Here is a 17,081-nt window from a genome sequence, read left to right on the forward strand (position 1 = left end):
ATGCGCGTCGCCATCATCGATTATGGGTCGGGCAATCTCCGCTCGGCAACAAAGGCATTCGAGCGCGCCGCGCGGGAAAGTGGCGTCGATGCGTGCATCGACCTGACAGCCGACGCTGACCGGGTCCGTACGGCCGATCGCATCGTCCTCCCTGGCGTTGGCGCCTATGCCGATTGCCGCCGTGGGCTCCATGCGGTCAACGGCATGGTCGAGGCCATCCATGAAGTAGCCGTGGAAAAAGCGCGGCCGTTTCTCGGGATTTGCGTGGGCATGCAGCTTATGTCGTCGCGCGGGCTGGAAAAGACCATTTCGACCGGTTTTGACTGGATCAAGGGCGACGTTCGCGAGATGGTGCCATCAGACCCGGCGTTGAAAATTCCGCAGATCGGCTGGAACACGATCCGGCTTACCCGTCCGCATCCATTGTTCGACGGAATTAAGACCGGGCCGCAAGGTCTTCATGCCTATTTTGTCCATTCCTACTTTCTCGATGCCGAGATGGAAAATGATGTCGTCGCCGTCACCGACTACGGCGGGCCGGTTACCGCTGCCGTAGCCAATGACAACATGGCGGGGACACAGTTTCATCCAGAAAAGAGTCAGGCGCTGGGCCTCGCTCTCATCGCCAATTTCTTAAGGTGGAATCCGTGATCCTTTTCCCGGCAATCGATTTGAAAGACGGCCAGTGCGTGCGGCTGAAGCTTGGCGACATGGATCAGGCGACCGTCTACAACACTGACCCCGCTGCTCAGGCCAAAGCCTTTGAAGATCAAGGGTTTGAGTGGCTGCATGTGGTTGATCTTAACGGCGCTTTTGCCGGCCAATCGATCAACGGCGCTGCTGTCGAAGCGATCCTGAAGGCGACGAAAAATCCTGTACAGCTTGGCGGTGGCATCCGCACACTCGATCATATCGAAAGTTGGCTGACGAAAGGCCTGTCGCGGGTCATTCTCGGCACCGTTGCCGTGCGCGATCCGGCGTTGGTGATCGAGGCCTGCAAACGTTTTCCAAGCAAGGTCGCCGTCGGCATCGATGCCAAAGGTGGCAAGGTTGCCGTTGAAGGCTGGGCCGAGGCGTCTACATTGGGTGTGGTCGAGCTGGCGAAGAGGTTCGAGGGCGCCGGTGTCGCAGCGATCATCTACACGGATATCGACCGTGACGGCGTGCTTACGGGCATCAATTGGGAATCGACACTGCAACTTGCCGAAGCTATCTCGATCCCGGTCATCGCTTCCGGCGGCCTTGCGTCCATCGCCGATGTCGTTCGCATGACCATGCCCGACGCACAAAAGCTCGAAGGCGCGATTTCTGGCCGCGCGCTCTATGACGGGCGTATCGATCCCGCGGAAGCATTAAAGGTGCTTCGCGATGCAAGGGAGCGCGCTGCATGACCCTTAAAGCCCGCGTCATACCCTGCCTCGACGTCAAGGATGGACGCGTCGTCAAAGGCGTAAACTTCGTCGATCTCATCGATGCCGGTGACCCAGTCGAGGCGGCGAAGGCCTACGACGCTGCGGGGGCAGATGAACTCTGCTTTCTCGACATCACGGCTTCTTCCGACAATCGCGAGACAATCTTCGATGTAGTAGCTCGTACCGCCGAGCAATGCTTCATGCCGCTGACAGTCGGCGGGGGCGTGCGCACGGTTGGCGACATCCGCAAGCTCTTGCTGGCGGGTGCCGACAAGGTATCGATTAACACCGCTGCCGTGGACAATCCTGACTTTATTGCCGAGGCCGCCGACAAGTTCGGCAATCAATGCATCGTCGTCGCCATCGATGCCAAGAAGGTATCCCGCGAGGACGAGGCCGATCGCTGGGAAATCTTTACCCATGGTGGAAGGCGGGCGACAGGCATCGATGCCGTCGCGTTTGCACGGACGGTCGTTGATCTTGGTGCGGGCGAAATTCTGCTGACCTCGATGGATCGGGATGGCTCGAAGATCGGCTACGACATTCCCGTCACGCGGGCGATTGCCGATGCGGTTCGTGTCCCGGTTATCGCTTCCGGCGGTGTCGGCAATCTCGACCACATGGTTGAAGGCATTCTCGAAGGCCACGCTTCGGCAGTGCTGGCCGCTTCCATTTTTCACTTTGGCACCTATACGATCGCGCAAGCGAAAGCCTATATGGCAGCGGCGGGTATCCCGATGCGCCTAGACCCTGTCGGCTGACTGGAGATCTAATCTTATGAGTTCATTCACCCTTGCTGATCTCGAGCGCATTATCGCAGAGCGCGCAGCCACCGCTGACACTAAATCCTATACGGCCAGCCTTTATGCCAAGGGTATTGGCAAGGCCAGCCAGAAGCTGGGAGAGGAAGCGATTGAAACAGTCATTGCCGCCGTCTCCAGGGACAGGCAGGGTGTTATTTCGGAAAGTGCAGATTTGCTCTATCATCTTGTCGTCGTTCTCGGGATATCCGGCATAAAACTCGGAGAAGTGCTGGAAGAGTTGGAGCGGAGAACGGCGCAGACCGGACTTGAAGAAAAAGCGGCGCGAGGACATGACTGATCATGTTTAAAGCTCCGGCTCTTGAACGGCAGACGGGAGAGGATGTCGTGGATCAGTTGGCACCCAGCGAGTTTTCACCTTATCGGTTTTACAGTGCCGAGAGATGGGCTGAGTTTCGCGCCGATACGCCATTGACGCTAACCTATGATGAGGTCAAGCGGCTGCGCTCTCTCGGCGATCCGATCGATCTCGATGAGGTGAGCAGAATTTACCTATCGCTGTCGCGGCTGTTGTCGGCGCATGTCGAGGCGAGCCAACTGTTATTCTATCAGCGCCGCCAATTCCTCAATACCGGAGACGCCTTCAAGACACCGTTCATTATCGGTATTGCGGGCTCGGTAGCCGTTGGCAAATCTACCACTGCGCGCGTTCTGAAAGAACTGCTCGCCCGTTGGCCATCGAGCCCTAAGGTCGATCTGGTTACCACGGACGGCTTTCTTTATCCGAACGAGGTCCTTCGAGCCAAAGGTTTGATGGAGCGCAAAGGTTTTCCCGAGAGCTACGATGTCGGCATGGTGTTGCGGTTCCTCTCGCAGATCAAGGCCGGCCAGCGCAACGTCAACGCGCCGCTTTATTCGCACCTGACCTATGATGTGCTGCCGGGTCGCTATCAGACCGTCGATGCCCCGGACATCCTGATTTTCGAAGGGATCAATGTGCTTCAGGTCCGTGATCTGCCCGAAGACGGCAAAATGGTGCCATTCGTGTCGGATTTCTTCGACTTTTCGATCTATATCGACGCCGATGAAGAGCAGATACACAAATGGTACATCAGCCGCTTCATGCGCTTGCGGGAGACAGCGTTCAAGGATCCGAGCTCGTTCTTCCATCGCTATTCGACGATTTCGGATGATTCCGCGCTGGCCATCGGCGAAAGCCTTTGGGCAAACATCAATCTGAAGAATCTGCGGGAGAATATTCTGCCCACACGGCCGCGCGCTGATCTCATTCTACGCAAGGGCGACAATCATCTGGTCGAGGAAGTAGCGCTCAGGAAGCTGTGACCCTTCTCAGCGTCAGGTTTATGCGGCCCGTACTTTTCAACAGCGTCGAAGTGCCGGGATAAATGCGATCGACGCCGTGAAACGCCATACGGCCTTCCCCGCCAAGCACGATTACGTCGCCGCTGGATAGCTTAATCGACTGCGTCTTGTCATTGCGGTTCGTGCCGCCAAAGCGGAACAGGCACGCATCTCCGAGCGAGACTGAAACAACCGGCGCGTTCAGATTTTGCTCATCGCGATCCTGATGCAAGCCCATTTTCGCTGTGTCGGAATAGAAATTGACGAGGCAAGCCTCCGGAAGAAGCGGGAAATCGCCGACTTCCCGCCAGAGTTCGAGCAAACGCTGCGGGATAGAAGGCCAAGGTTTTCGCGTCTCAGGGTGGACTGCCTGATAACGATAGCCGCCTTCCTTGTCCGTAACCCACCCGAGCACACCGCAATTCGTCATGCGGACGCTCATTTCCTTGCCGGTTTTCGGCATGGCAGGAACGTAAAGCGGTGCTTCAATGACGACAGCCCGTATGTCCTCTACCAGCGCAGCCTGTTCGGCCGGATCAAAATGTTCAGGGAAGTAGCGAATGCCGGGCGCCAGCAAAAGCATCATCTATCCAACTATCTAAATCAAAGGCCCGGCCGCAATAGGGAGCCGGGCCTTTGGCAAGTGCAGGTCAGCCGAGTTCGGGAATCCTCAGCACCTGACCTGGATAAATCTTGTCGGGGTGAGTAAGCATCGGCTTGTTGGCCTCGAAGATGAGAGTATTCTTCGCGCCCTTGCCCTTGCCATACTGCGACTCGGCGATCTTCCACAAATTGTCGCCCTTCTTTACGGTGTAGAACACCGGTTCCTTGGCGACGGAGCCGGTGGTGACTTCATCGACCTTCAACCCTTCGGTCTCGACCTTGGAGATGCCAAGTGAATTTCCAACGGCGATAATCGCCTTTTCGAGGATTTCCTGATTGGTGACATTGCCCTTCAGAACTGCTTTGTCGCCTTCAACCACCACCTGGACATTCTCGGTACCAAGCTTGTGGGAATCGAGCTCTTTCTTCAGCGCATCGGCACTTGGCTCGTCGTCGCCGATGCCGATTTTCTTGCCTACGGATTTAACGAAATCAAATAGTCCCATGTCTGGCTCCTGTTGATTGTTCAAACCGAAATAGTGTTGTGGCATTACGTGAAGCAGTTGAAAAGCCAAGATTAATACCTGCGGTTAATATTCGTTTCTATTAACAGGTCCTGACTCTAATCTCCCTTCACCTTGCCGCGCATCTTTTTGACATCGGCGCGTCCTGATTTCTCCTTGAGACGGCGCTCGATCGATCCCTTCGTTGGCCTGGTTTTCTTGCGCGGTGGCGGTGGCGGCTCTGCGGCCTTCGCAATCAGTGCAATCATGCGCTCGCGAGCGTCCTGCCTGTTGCGCTCCTGCGTGCGAAAACGGTTGGCCTCGATAAGCACATCGCCGTCTTTGGTCGCTCTTTGGCCCGCAAGTTTGATGAGGCGCGAAAAAACATCGTCTGGTAAACCTGCACGTGCCGCCAAGAATCGCAGTTGTACAGCCGTCGAGACTTTGTTGACATTTTGTCCGCCGGGGCCGGCAGAGCGAATGAAGCTTTCCTCCAGATCGTCCTCGTCGATCCAGATTCTATTGCTTATTCTGATCCGGCTGCGGCTCTCTTCCATAGGAAGATTGGTAGCCTAATCTTCGATTCGCGGAAAGCGCCACTCAGTGCCGCAAAAAATGCAAGAAAACCTCCGCTGGACACCAGCGGGGGTTTGAGTTGAAAAAATGAGGCGATTATTCCGCAGCGACCGGCGTATGCGGAGCTGCCGCCCTGACGTCACCGTCAACGTGGCCCTCGAACTTGCCAAAGTTGCGAATAAACATATCAACCAGCTTTGTTGCCTGGGCATCATAGCCAGGCTTATCCGCCCAGGTCGAGCGGGGATCGAGGATCGCATCATCTACCCCTGGCACCGCAACAGGGACTGCGAAACCGAAATTCGGGTCCGTCCGGAACTGCGCGTTCTTTAGCGAACCGTCGAGCGCCGCTGCAAGTAGCGCCCGCGTTACCTTGATGGGCATGCGCTTGCCTATGCCATGAGCACCACCGGTCCAGCCTGTGTTTACCAGCCAGCAATCAACGTTGTGATCGGCGATTAGCTGCCGCAGCAGATTGCCATATTCCGACGGATGACGCGGCATGAAAGGCGAACCGAAACACGTCGAGAACGTTGCCTCGGGTTCGGTCACACCGCGCTCCGTACCGGCGACTTTTGCGGTGTAGCCGGAGAGGAAGTGATACATCGCCTGTGCCGGCGTAAGTTTGGCGATGGGCGGCATGACGCCGAAAGCATCCGCGGTCAACATGATGATGTTCTTCGGATGGCTTGCCTTGCCCGTCTTCGATGCATTCGGGATGAAGTCGAGAGGATATGCGCAGCGCGTATTTTCCGTCAGTGAACCATCGTTGAAATCCGGCTCCCGGTTTTCATCGAGAACGACATTTTCAAGCACAGTGCCGAAACGCTGGGTCGTCGCGTAGATTTCGGGTTCCGCCTCAGCGGAAAGGCGAATGGTCTTGGCGTAGCAACCGCCTTCGAAATTGAAAACACCGTGCTGGCCCCAGCCATGCTCATCATCGCCGATCAGTGTACGGCTAGGATCAGCGGAGAGCGTGGTCTTGCCCGTACCCGATAGACCGAAAAAGACGGCAGTATCGCCGTCCGGGCCCTCATTGGCCGAACAATGCATCGGCATGACGCCCTTGGCGGGGAGAATATAGTTGAGCGCCGTGAAGACGGACTTTTTCATCTCACCGGCATAGGCCGAGCCTCCAATCAGCACGATCATGCGATTGAGATCGACAGCGATTACCGTTTCCGAGCGCGTGCCATGCCTTGCGGGATCGGCGCGGAAGGACGGAAGGTCGATGATCGTCATCTGCGGCACGAAATCAGGCAGGGCGGCACGATCCGGGCGGATCAGCAAATTGCGGATGAACAGTGAATGCCAGGCAAATTCAGTGACGACGCGCGTGTTGAGTCTGTACTCTTCATCGGCGCCGCCGATGAGATCCTGGACAAACAGTTCCTTGCCCTTTGCCTGCTCAATAAAATCTGCATAGAGCAGCTCAAATGCCTCAGGTGACATTGGCGCGTTATTGTCCCACCAGACGTGAGCGTCGGTTGACGTGTCGCGCACGACGAATTTGTCCTTTGGCGAGCGCCCGGTATGTTGGCCGGTACGAGCAACAAGCGCACCTTGCGCCGTCAGCTCCGCTTCGCCTCTGCGCAAGGTCTCCTCGTAGAGTTCCGCGGCTCCCAAATTATAATAGACCGCCGAAACATCCTTCAAGCCTGAGGTGCCGAGCGCGATCGTCGCGTTGTGAATACCGGTCTCTCTAGTCATGTGTCCGCCATTGTTTAAGAATGCGTTGAGGGGTCAAGTTAACACGTGCTGCTTCCTGCATCTTCCAGCATGAATGCGGCTACCCATGCTCAAAAGCAGAAATACTGAATAGTATCAAATGTTTAATCGATTTAAAGAATTTAAATTTTTTTAAATCGTTTTAGATAACGGAAATTTTGGCCATCCTTCCGTAAGCGTAAAAGCAGGTGAATCCTGCAGGGATGACACGACTAGCGATCTGTGCCACATTTTGTACCTAATTTGTCCGGCACAAGCACAGTTGTTTTGATGACATGAAAGGCAGGGCATGAGGGAAGTACCCGCAATGCAGACTATTGCGCTCGTCGACGACGATCGCAACATTCTGACATCCGTATCGATCGCGCTTGAATCGGAGGGCTATCGTGTCGAAACCTATACAGACGGTGCCTCTGCACTCGATGGTTTGATGGCCCGTCCGCCGAATCTCGCCATTTTCGACATCAAGATGCCGCGCATGGATGGGATGGAACTTCTGCGTCGTCTGCGACAGAAGTCCGACTTGCCGGTCATTTTCCTGACCTCCAAAGACGATGAAATTGACGAATTGTTCGGGCTCAAGATGGGTGCCGATGACTTCATCACCAAGCCGTTTTCGCAGCGCCTCCTTGTCGAGCGGGTAAAGGCGGTCCTGCGCCGTGTCGCGGCGAGGGAAAGCGCAGCAAAGCCCGGCAGCCCCCAGACGAAATCGCTTGAGCGCGGCCAGCTTGTCATGGACCAAGAGCGTCACACTTGCACGTGGATGGGTGAACCGGTGACGTTGACCGTGACCGAATTTCTGATCCTTCACTCGCTGGCCCAGCGCCCAGGCGTCGTCAAAAGCCGTGATGCGTTGATGGATGCAGCCTATGACGAGCAGGTTTATGTGGACGATCGCACCATCGACAGTCACATCAAGCGCCTGCGCAAGAAGTTCAAGGTCGTCGACGATGATTTCGACATGATCGAGACGCTTTACGGCGTTGGCTATCGCTTCCGCGAAACCTGATCACCAGACTGGTTCCTCTCAAGGGGACTTCAGTGCGAAAACGTACCTGCGCTTTCAAAGCTACGTGATCCGCTGTAAAACAAGGTTGTCTCGTCGCTGCATGAATGCGATGAGCCAACCGAATCATGATGTTCTGAGGCAAAGATGGTAGCCGAACTGCAAGGCGGCAATATCACGCGCAAAAGCGCCGTTATGCGCCGCAAGCGTTCGCTGGCTTTGCGCCGTTTTTTTCGTCCGCTGAACCGCGTCTTTGGCAACTATCTGTTCTCAAGCCTGACCAGGCGCATTCTTTTTCTCAATCTGGCCGGTCTTGCTGTGCTTCTGTCCGGCATCATGTACCTCAATCAGTTCCGCGACGGATTGATCGATGCTCGCGTTGAGAGCCTGATGACGCAGGGCGAGATCATCGCTGGTGCCATAGCGTCATCGGCAACGGTCGATACGAATTCCATTGCCATCGATCCTGAGAAGTTGCTGGAATTGCAGGCTGGTCAGAGCATTACGCCGTCACCCGACGTTCTGGACAATCTCGATTTCCCCATCAATCCGGAGCGCGTGGCGCCAGTTCTGCGCAGGCTCATTTCACCCACGCGTACGCGTGCTCGCATCTATGACCGGGATTCCAATCTCCTGCTGGATTCCCGCCATCTTTATTCGCGCGGCCAGGTTTTGCGGTATGAACTTCCGCCGATCGATGGCGAGGAGCCGAGTTTTTTCGAACGCCTGACGAATCGGATGACACGGCTTTTGCGCCGTAGCGACCTACCGGTTTATCAGGAACAGCCTGGTGGCAATGGATCCTCTTATCCCGAAATCATGAAGGCGCTGACCGGTTCGCCGGCAACCGTTGTTCGTATGACCGAAAAAGGAGAGCAGATCGTCTCGGTCGCAGTGCCGATCCAGCGGTTTCGTGCCGTGCTCGGCGTGCTGCTTCTTTCCACCGAAGGCGGTGACATCGACAAGATCGTTCAAGGCGAACGTTATGCGATCATCCGCGTATTTACGGTTGCCGCGCTGGTCATGGCTATTTTGTCGCTCTTCTTAGCGTCGACAATTGCCAATCCGCTTCGGCGTCTCGCTGCCGCTGCCGATCGCGTCCGGCACGGGGTGAAGAATCGCGAGGAAATACCGGATTTTTCCGAGCGGCAAGACGAAATCGGCCACCTTTCGACATCGATCCGCGACATGACCAACGCTCTTTATGCCCGCATCGAATCGATTGAGAGTTTTGCCGCCGACGTGAGTCACGAACTCAAAAATCCACTAACTTCGTTGCGAAGCGCCGTAGAGACGTTGCCGCTTGCCAGAAACGAAGAGTCGAAGAAACGGCTCATGGATGTGATACAACATGATGTGCGCCGCCTCGATCGCCTGATCACCGATATCTCTGACGCCTCGCGACTGGACGCTGAATTGGCTCGCGAGGATTCCGAGCACGTCGATCTCAAATATCTGTTGGGCAACCTCGTGACGGCCGCGCGCGAGGTCCGGCGAAACAAGAAGGACACCCGTATCGAATTGGTAGTCGGTAAGTTGCCGAACAACAGGAAGGGTTTCTTTGTCGCCGGCCATGATCTGCGGCTCGGCCAGGTCGTCTCCAATCTGATCGAAAATGCGCGGTCGTTCGTTCCCGTCGAGGACGGCGTTATCACGGTGACGCTGGAGCATATGGGTGACCGCATCAGAATTACCGTCGAGGACAACGGGCCAGGTATCCGGGTAGAACAGATCGACCGGATTTTCGAACGGTTTTATACGGATCGGCCGTCCGGAGAGGCCTTCGGCCAGAACTCGGGGCTGGGATTATCCATCAGCCGTCAGATAATCGAGGCCCACGGTGGCACGTTGAATGCCGAGAACATCATCGACCCTAAAGACCCCGGCAATTATCTCGGTGCGAAGTTCATCGCCATTATTCCAGTCGAGGTGTGATGGTTGTCGAGCCGGACGGGCATGTGCACGCGACTGCGGTCCTCGTCGGAGATCGCGGCATCCTGATTTCGGGCCCCTCAGGATCGGGAAAATCATCGATTGCCAATGAACTGATGCGTCGAGCGGCTGGCAGAGGCGCATTTGCCGCTCTGATTTGCGATGATCAGTGTCTTTTGCAAGCCATGTCCGGCCGCTTGATTTGCGCGGCGCCTGCCTCGTTGCGGGGCGGGCTGGAGGTACGTGGCTCAGGCTTGCATACGCTTGATTTTGAGACTTACGGGGTGGTCCATCTTGCCGTTGAACTTGCCAAGCCCGAGCAAGCCATTCGATTTGCGAGTGACGCCAGGATCGTGCTCGAAGGCGTCGCCATCCCACATCTAATTCTCCCTGAACGGGAGGTGGAAGCCGCTTGCCGGGCCGTGGAGGCAAGGCTTTTCCAGGCGTTTTGGAAGAAATAGGCTAACTGATTCAAATGGTTGCAATGCTGCACTGCGATAAAATGACTGACTGTCTTGCTTAGGCCATTTTTCCGCTTGCCTTCACGATTCGTCCTGCCAAAATGCGACACCTGCCAAACGGGGCATTCAATGCGCAGTAAAAAGCCCAAACCCAAGGGGCTGGCGCGACAGGAGCAGTTTCAGAATGATCGGACTCGTGCTTGTGACGCACGGAAGACTGGCTGAAGAATTTCATCATGCCGTGGAGCATGTGGTCGGCCAGCAGGAATATTTGGAAACCGTCTCGATCGGTGCGGATGACGATATGGAGCAGCGGCGGCGTGACATTGTCGATGCTGTTGCCCGTGCCGACAACGGTTCGGGCGTTATTATCCTGACAGATATGTTTGGTGGTACGCCTTCAAACCTGGCCATCTCGGTGATGGAATCGGGACGGATCGAAGTCATTGCCGGGGTTAATTTGCCAATGCTCATCAAGCTATCCAGTGTGCGCGTCACCAACGACATGGCAGCTGCATTACGCGAAGGTCAGGATGCCGGACGGAAGTATATCAATGTGGCCAGTCAGGTGCTGACAGCCAAATAGGGCTTATGCTCAAAGAGGAAATAGATGCGCCTGACTGCCGAAACAACCGGTACGTTTGACCCGGATAACGCACTTGTCGAGGAATTCGAGATCGTCAACCGGCGTGGTCTACACGCACGCGCGTCTGCCAAGTTCGTCCAACTCGTCGATGGCTACGACGTGCATGTCCGCGTCGAAAAGGATGGAATGACCGTCGGTGGCACTTCGATCATGGGTCTGATGATGCTTGCTGCGTCTCCTGGCTGCTGCATCAAGGTCAGCGCCTCCGGTGTACAGGCGCGCGAACTGATGAAGGCGCTGGGCACGCTCATTGCCGACAAGTTCGGCGAAGAAGCCTGATTGATGCAACTCCCATTGTCGAATCATATGCACGCATAAGGATTTCTTTATATCCCATTGTGCGGCGGGGTCTAATCTGCTAGTCAACGTCATCTCCGGTCGCCCGATCAGATAGTGCGCGGCCAAATGAAAACGAAGACGGAGCTGAACGAGATGGCCGACACACAGGATTACATCGTCAAGGACCTTGAGCTGGCCGCATGGGGCCGCAAGGAAATGGATATCGCCGAAACAGAAATGCCGGGCCTGATGGCCAGCCGCGAAGAATTCGGCAAGACACAGCCGCTTAAGGGCGCGCGCATCACCGGGTCGCTCCACATGACGATCCAGACAGCGGTCTTGATCGAGACGTTGCAGGCGCTTGGCGCGAAAGTTCGCTGGGCCTCGTGCAATATCTTCTCCACACAGGATCACGCCGCCGCAGCGATTGCTGCAACCGGAACGCCGGTTTTTGCCGTCAAAGGCGAGTCACTCGAAGAGTACTGGACCTATACGGACAAGATTTTCCAGTGGCCGGATGGTCAGCCTTCCAACATGATCCTCGACGATGGTGGCGATGCCACGATGTACATTCTTATCGGAGCACGTGCCGAGGCTGGCGAAGATGTTTTGTCGAAGCCGGAGAGCGAGGAAGAGGAAATCCTCTTCGCACAGATCAAAAAGCGCATGAAAGAAACGCCTGGCTTCTTCACCAAGCAGCGCGATGCCATCAAGGGTGTCACTGAAGAGACCACGACCGGCGTTAATCGCCTGTATCAGCTGCAGAAGAAGGGCTTGTTGCCTTTCCCTGCAATCAACGTCAATGACAGCGTGACCAAGTCGAAATTCGACAACAAGTATGGCTGCAAGGAATCGCTGGTTGACGGTATCCGCCGCGCTACCGACGTAATGATGGCTGGCAAGGTCGCTGTCGTCTGCGGTTACGGCGATGTGGGCAAAGGTTCGGCCCAGTCGCTGCTTGGTGCCGGTGCCCGCGTCAAGGTGACGGAAGTCGATCCGATCTGTGCGTTGCAGGCCGCTATGGATGGTTTCGAGGTTGTGACGCTCGAAGATGCGGCCCCGACTGCCGACATCATCATCACGACGACGGGCAACAAGGACGTCATCACCATCGAGCACATGCGCGCGATGAAGGACATGGTTATCGTCGGCAATATTGGTCACTTCGATAACGAGATTCAGGTCGTTGCCCTGCGCAATCTCAAGTGGAACAACATCAAGCCGCAGGTCGACATGATTTCGTTCCCGGATGGCAAGCGGCTGTTGCTTCTATCGGAAGGCCGCCTCCTCAACCTCGGCAATGCTACGGGCCATCCAAGCTTCGTCATGTCCGCCTCGTTCACCAATCAGGTTTTGGCTCAGATCGAGCTTTATAGCCGCGGCGAGCAGTACAAGAACGAAGTCTATGTCCTGCCGAAGCACCTCGACGAAAAGGTCGCCCGCTTGCATCTGGACAAGCTTGGCGCAAAATTGTCGGTGCTTTCGGAAGAACAGGCTGCCTATATTGGTGTGACGCCGAAGGGTCCTTTCAAGTCTGACCACTACAGATATTGATCTGATTGGTATATACCCACAAGATATAGAAACCGGAGGATTGACAAATCCTCCGGTTTTCTTTTTTGCGCCTAGTTCTTCCCGTCGATTCGCTCAAGGTTTATTGTAGTGATTCGGGATGACGGTGTTCCAGGTGGGCCGCTTGCTTAAAAAAGCAGGCGGAAGGGAATAACCGGTATTCGTCAGGATGGGGCAGCGACGGTTGATATGAAAATTGGGACAAGTGATGTTCGCAGTAAAGATGCAGCACACGGACCGGTGCTGAACAGACTGCGGAGGATCCTGGCTAAAGGCACAAGTTCAGCCCTGCCAGTCCTGTTGATGTCTTCCCCATCGGCTCGTGCACAGGACGCGCTCGGAAAAATCACGACACCCTTTGGCGTAGAGGTCGGTACGTTCGAAGTCGTGCAGTTCGCTATTTTCCTCGGCGCTATGGGTGCAGCGCTGCTTTCCGCTGGCTGGCTAATTCGCGAGCGCAGTCGTATTGCCCAAGAAAATCGCCAGCTGCGGGACAAGGTTGCGGACCTCAACGTAACGGTCCAGCGCAATGAGGCTCTGCTTAATCTCAAGGATCAGCGTGTGATCGTGTGGGAAGGCGCTTCGAGTACGCCCAATCTCATCGGCACCCTTCCTCCGGAGATTGGCGTACCAGAGGGCCGCGCGCTATTTTTGGCCTTCGGACGATGGCTGCGTGTCGATTCCGTTACGCTGCTTGATCGTTCCATCTCGGCTTTGCGCGAAAAAGCACGTCCATTCGACATTGCGGTTGAAACCTCGAAGGGCGCACCGCTGGAAGTTCAGGGCCGCACCTCTGGCGGTTATGCAATAGTGCGTTTCATCAATCTCGGTGAGACACGGGTCGCGCAGGCGCTCCTGAAGTCTGAAAATTATCAGCTTAATGAGGCGGTCACCACACTACGCGGCTTGCTGGAATCGATCGATATGCCGTCCTGGAGCCGTGATGGGGATGGCCGTCTCAACTGGGTGAACATGGCCTATGCCAAGGCTGTTGATGTTCGCGATCCACAGATTGCGATTCGGGACGGTCGCGAATTGTTCGGCGCACAGGCGCGAGAAAAGATCGAACGCGACAAGGTAGCAAACAGGCGCTTTCAGGATCAGCTTTCGACAGTGGTTGGTGGCGATCGTCATGTCTTCCGGGTCACCGATGTAGCCAGTAGTGCGGGCTCGGCCGGCCTCGCTACCGACGTCAGCGAAGTCGAACTGATCCGCGAAGAGTTCAAGCGAACGGTTCTCAATCATTCGGATACACTCGACCAGCTGAATACTGCCGTCGCGATGTTCGACGCCAATCGCAAGCTGCAGTTCCACAACCAGGCGTTTGCCAAGCTCTGGGGACTGGACACGGCATTCCTCGAGAGTAGCCCTGACAATGCGATGCTGCTCGATCGCTTCCGTAGTGATGGAATCCTGCCGGAACAGCAAGATTGGCGCCGATGGAAGGAAACGGTCTTGTCGGCCTATCATTCGGTCGAGTCGCAGGAGCATATCTGGTATCTGACCGATGGGCGCACGCTGCGTGTCATCGTCAATCCGCAGCCGAAGGGCGGGGTGACCTGGGTCTTCGAAAACCTTACAGAGAAGCTCGAGCTGCAAAGCCGTTACAACACATTGATCAAGGTGCAGGGTCAGACGCTGGACCATCTGGCGGAAGGCGTCGCCGTTTTCGGTTCAGACGGGAAGATACGTCTATCGAATCCTGCTTTCGCTTCCCTCTGGTCGCTGAAGCGCGAGCAAATCTCTGAAGGTATGCACATTTCCGCCATTCGCCGGTTGTGCGAGCCGGTCTCGGATGCTGCGCATTGGGAAAACTTTGTCACCACCGTGACTGGTTTTGACGACGAGCGACTGTCCCTCTCGGGACATCTCGAACTCAGCTCAGGCAAAATTCTCTACTATGCGACGGCGCCGCTGCCAAACGGTCAGACCATGCTGACCTTCGTTGATGTGACGGACTCGGTGCAAGTGGAGCGGGCGCTGAAGGAAAAGAACGAGGCACTTGAGCGGACGGATGAGTTGAAGAACGATTTCGTCCAGCATGTCTCTTATGAGCTGCGATCGCCTTTAACCAATATCATCGGCTTTACCGAGCTTCTGCAGACGCCGATGACGGGGCCGCTCAATGACCGTCAACGCGATTATCTCGATCACATCGGCACGTCCTCTTCGGTGCTGCTGACGATTGTCAACGACATTCTCGATCTCGCTACTGTGGACGCCGGCATCATGGAGCTCGATATCAGCGATGTGTCGGTCACCGATGCTATCGCCACTGCATCCGAGAAGGTAGCGGAACGATTCAGGGAGCATAATATCCTGCTCGACATCCGCATCGCACCAGGAACGGGTTCGTTTCGTGCCGATGCCAGCCGGGTCAAGCAGGTTCTATCCAATCTTCTCAGCAATGCTGCCAACTACGCGCCTGAAGGCAGCACGGTGACGCTCGCATGCTGGCGCGATCAGGCTGAAATGGTATTCAGCGTCAAGGACAATGGCCCAGGCATGCCGGATTATGTTCTCGACAGCATCTTCAAGCGCTTCCAGCCCTATCCCAATGGCGGCCGCAAGCGTGGAGCCGGCCTCGGACTCTCCATAGTCAAGGGTTTTGTTGAATTGCATGGCGGTACGGTCGATATCGATAGCGGTGCCGGCAAGGGCACGCTGGTTACCTGCCGGTTCCCGGTGGAGGCGCGCACATTCAGCATCGCTGCCGAATAAACTCTCCATGACATCAATCATCATTCAACTTGCAACACCCGAGGATACGACAAGGCTTGGCCAGGATCTGGCACTGGCGTTGCGCAGGGGGGATCTCGTCACATTGTCCGGAGATCTCGGCGCCGGCAAGTCGACGCTCGCACGGGGACTGATACGTACCATCGCCGATGACAATCTTTATGAAGTGCCGAGCCCGACCTTCACCATCGTGCAGTCTTATCCGGAGTTGCGCCTGCCAATAAGTCATGTCGATCTTTTTCGCCTGACTTCCGCCGATGAGGTGGATGAGCTCGGTCTTGATGAAGCCCTGGAGGATGGCATCGTCGTGGTAGAGTGGCCGGAACGGGCGGGGGACGCATTATCAGCGTTCAGCTTGAAGGTGACGCTTGTGAATGACGGCGACGGCCGGAAGGCATTGATCGAGGGCGAACCGGCTGCATTGGCGCGGCTGCAACGCTCCCTGACAATTCGCGAGTTTCTCGCCAAAGAAGGATTCGTCACGGTTGAGCGGCGCTACCTCCTTGGCGATGCTTCAGCCCGTGGTTATGAAACCATTCCGATGGGCAAGGGGATTCCGTTTATCCTGATGAATTCGCCCTACAATCCAGGTGGTCCGGTGCTTCGCGACGGCAAGACCTATATGCAAATCGCGCACCTTTCCCAATCCGTGACTGCGTTTGCCGCACTTGACAGGCTGCTCGCCTCGCGCGGCTTCACGGTGCCGAAAATCGCCGCACAGGACTTGGAGAACGGTTTTCTGATCCTCGAAAATCTCGGCAGCGAAGGCCTACTGGGTACTGAAGGGGCGCCAATCCTCGAACGTTATGAAGCGACGGTTCGTTTGCTGGCAACTCTGCACCAGCAATCCTGGCCAAAGGACATCGATTTAGGCGAAGGCATTTCCCATCGCATCCACGATTTCGATCGCGATGCTATGATGATTGAGGTCGAGCTTCTGTCCGATTGGTATGTGCCGCGGATAAGTGGAGCAGCGCTCGGACCCGCCCAAAAGGCGGAATTTGTGGCCGCATGGGATAAAGTATTCAGCCAACTAATTAATACGGAGAAAAGCCTTCTCCTGCGCGATGTTCACTCACCCAACATCCTATGGCGCGAAAACAAAACGGGTATCAATCGTGTGGGGCTTATTGATTTTCAGGACGCCATGATTGGACCGTCAGCCTATGACGTGGCGTCATTGATCTTCGATGCGCGCGTGACGATTGCCCCGGACATACAGGACCATTTGCTTGGCGCCTATATCGACGAACGGCGCTCGGCTGATCCCGGTTTCGACGAAACTTTGTTTCGCAAGGCGTTCGCTATCATGGCGGCACAGCGCAACGCCAAGATACTCGGCATTTTCGTTCGGCTCGACGAGCGCGACGGCAAGTCTTTCTATCTGAAGCATCTGCCGCGTATCCGGTCCTATCTTAATCGGGTTATTGTTCATCCCGCACTGGCGCCGGTCAAGCAATGGTGCGAAAAGGCAGGAATACTTTCTTCGGAGATTTGATTG

The 17,081-nt window shown here is 55.9% G+C and carries 17 protein-coding genes; 13 read left to right on the top strand and 4 right to left on the bottom strand.

The features are described from left to right. The 5 genes from hisH to coaA are packed head-to-tail and all read left to right on the top strand — an operon-like array spanning position 1 to position 3,517. On the top strand, positions 1-651 hold the full coding sequence (gene hisH, locus PHA01_RS17840; RefSeq protein WP_271897730.1) for an imidazole glycerol phosphate synthase subunit HisH: 651 nt from the start codon (positions 1-3) through the stop codon (positions 649-651). Then, positions 648-1,391, top strand: coding sequence for a 1-(5-phosphoribosyl)-5-[(5-phosphoribosylamino)methylideneamino]imidazole-4-carboxamide isomerase (gene hisA, locus PHA01_RS17845; RefSeq protein WP_271897731.1), 744 nt, complete (start codon positions 648-650; stop codon positions 1,389-1,391). Before hisH ends, hisA begins: the two co-directional genes overlap by 4 nt. Then, on the top strand, positions 1,388-2,173 hold the full coding sequence (gene hisF / locus PHA01_RS17850) for an imidazole glycerol phosphate synthase subunit HisF (protein ID WP_271897732.1): 786 nt from the start codon (positions 1,388-1,390) through the stop codon (positions 2,171-2,173). Before hisA ends, hisF begins: the two co-directional genes overlap by 4 nt. Positions 2,174-2,189: 16 nt before the next feature. After that, entirely contained in the window at positions 2,190-2,513 is a 324-nt protein-coding gene (locus PHA01_RS17855) for a phosphoribosyl-ATP diphosphatase (protein ID WP_271897733.1), read from the top strand. 2 nt (positions 2,514-2,515) lie between these two features. Continuing rightward, the gene (gene coaA, locus PHA01_RS17860) at positions 2,516-3,517 is read left to right on the top strand and encodes a type I pantothenate kinase (RefSeq protein ID WP_181872395.1); all 1,002 of its coding nucleotides are present in this window, start codon (positions 2,516-2,518) and stop codon (positions 3,515-3,517) included. Here the strand turns inward: coaA and PHA01_RS17865 are convergent. The 4 genes from PHA01_RS17865 to PHA01_RS17880 form a co-directional block, all read right to left on the bottom strand. Further along, entirely contained in the window at positions 3,504-4,118 is a 615-nt protein-coding gene (locus tag PHA01_RS17865) for an alpha-ketoglutarate-dependent dioxygenase AlkB family protein (RefSeq protein ID WP_271897824.1), read from the bottom strand. The two genes, coaA and PHA01_RS17865, sit on opposite strands and share 14 nt — an antisense overlap. A 67-nt stretch (positions 4,119-4,185) precedes the next feature. Beyond that, positions 4,186-4,644, bottom strand: coding sequence for a peptidoglycan-binding protein LysM (lysM, locus tag PHA01_RS17870; RefSeq protein ID WP_271897734.1), 459 nt, complete (start codon positions 4,642-4,644; stop codon positions 4,186-4,188). 116 nt (positions 4,645-4,760) lie between these two features. Next, positions 4,761-5,198, bottom strand: coding sequence for an alternative ribosome rescue aminoacyl-tRNA hydrolase ArfB (gene arfB / locus PHA01_RS17875; protein ID WP_271897735.1), 438 nt, complete (start codon positions 5,196-5,198; stop codon positions 4,761-4,763). A gap of 115 nt (positions 5,199-5,313) precedes the next feature. Continuing rightward, complete coding sequence (locus PHA01_RS17880; protein ID WP_271897736.1) at positions 5,314-6,927, bottom strand: phosphoenolpyruvate carboxykinase; 1,614 nt, start codon at positions 6,925-6,927, stop codon at positions 5,314-5,316. Between the two features lie 307 nt (positions 6,928-7,234). Here PHA01_RS17880 and PHA01_RS17885 point away from each other — a divergent pair, with 307 nt between their 5' ends. The 8 genes from PHA01_RS17885 to tsaE all read left to right on the top strand — a co-directional run bounded on the left by PHA01_RS17885 (position 7,235) and on the right by tsaE (position 17,078). Continuing rightward, positions 7,235-7,954, top strand: coding sequence for a response regulator transcription factor (locus PHA01_RS17885; RefSeq protein ID WP_162701788.1), 720 nt, complete (start codon positions 7,235-7,237; stop codon positions 7,952-7,954). 144 nt (positions 7,955-8,098) lie between these two features. Further along, complete coding sequence (locus PHA01_RS17890) at positions 8,099-9,886, top strand: sensor histidine kinase (RefSeq protein ID WP_271897737.1); 1,788 nt, start codon at positions 8,099-8,101, stop codon at positions 9,884-9,886. After that, complete coding sequence (locus tag PHA01_RS17895) at positions 9,886-10,344, top strand: AAA family ATPase (protein WP_271897738.1); 459 nt, start codon at positions 9,886-9,888, stop codon at positions 10,342-10,344. The genes PHA01_RS17890 and PHA01_RS17895 overlap by 1 nt, the downstream gene beginning before the upstream one ends. A gap of 184 nt (positions 10,345-10,528) precedes the next feature. Continuing rightward, a complete protein-coding gene (locus PHA01_RS17900) occupies positions 10,529-10,930 on the top strand; it encodes a PTS sugar transporter subunit IIA (RefSeq protein WP_112524863.1) in 402 nt (133 codons plus the stop codon). A 24-nt stretch (positions 10,931-10,954) separates the two neighbouring features. Further along, the gene (locus PHA01_RS17905; protein WP_112524861.1) at positions 10,955-11,269 is read left to right on the top strand and encodes an HPr family phosphocarrier protein; all 315 of its coding nucleotides are present in this window, start codon (positions 10,955-10,957) and stop codon (positions 11,267-11,269) included. A gap of 153 nt (positions 11,270-11,422) precedes the next feature. After that, positions 11,423-12,823: an adenosylhomocysteinase gene (gene ahcY, locus PHA01_RS17910; RefSeq protein WP_271897825.1), complete on the top strand. Its 1,401-nt coding sequence runs from the start codon at positions 11,423-11,425 to the stop codon at positions 12,821-12,823. Positions 12,824-13,144: 321 nt separating this feature from the next. Further along, complete coding sequence (locus tag PHA01_RS17915) at positions 13,145-15,562, top strand: sensor histidine kinase (protein WP_271897739.1); 2,418 nt, start codon at positions 13,145-13,147, stop codon at positions 15,560-15,562. Positions 15,563-15,569: 7 nt separating this feature from the next. After that, positions 15,570-17,078, top strand: a complete 1,509-nt coding sequence (gene tsaE / locus PHA01_RS17920) for a tRNA (adenosine(37)-N6)-threonylcarbamoyltransferase complex ATPase subunit type 1 TsaE (protein ID WP_271897740.1) — start codon at positions 15,570-15,572, stop codon at positions 17,076-17,078. The last annotated feature ends 3 nt before the right edge of the window (positions 17,079-17,081 follow it).

The sequence above is a fragment of the Candidatus Phyllobacterium onerii genome, assembly GCF_028331445.1.
GTDB lineage: Bacteria > Pseudomonadota > Alphaproteobacteria > Rhizobiales > Rhizobiaceae > Phyllobacterium > Phyllobacterium onerii.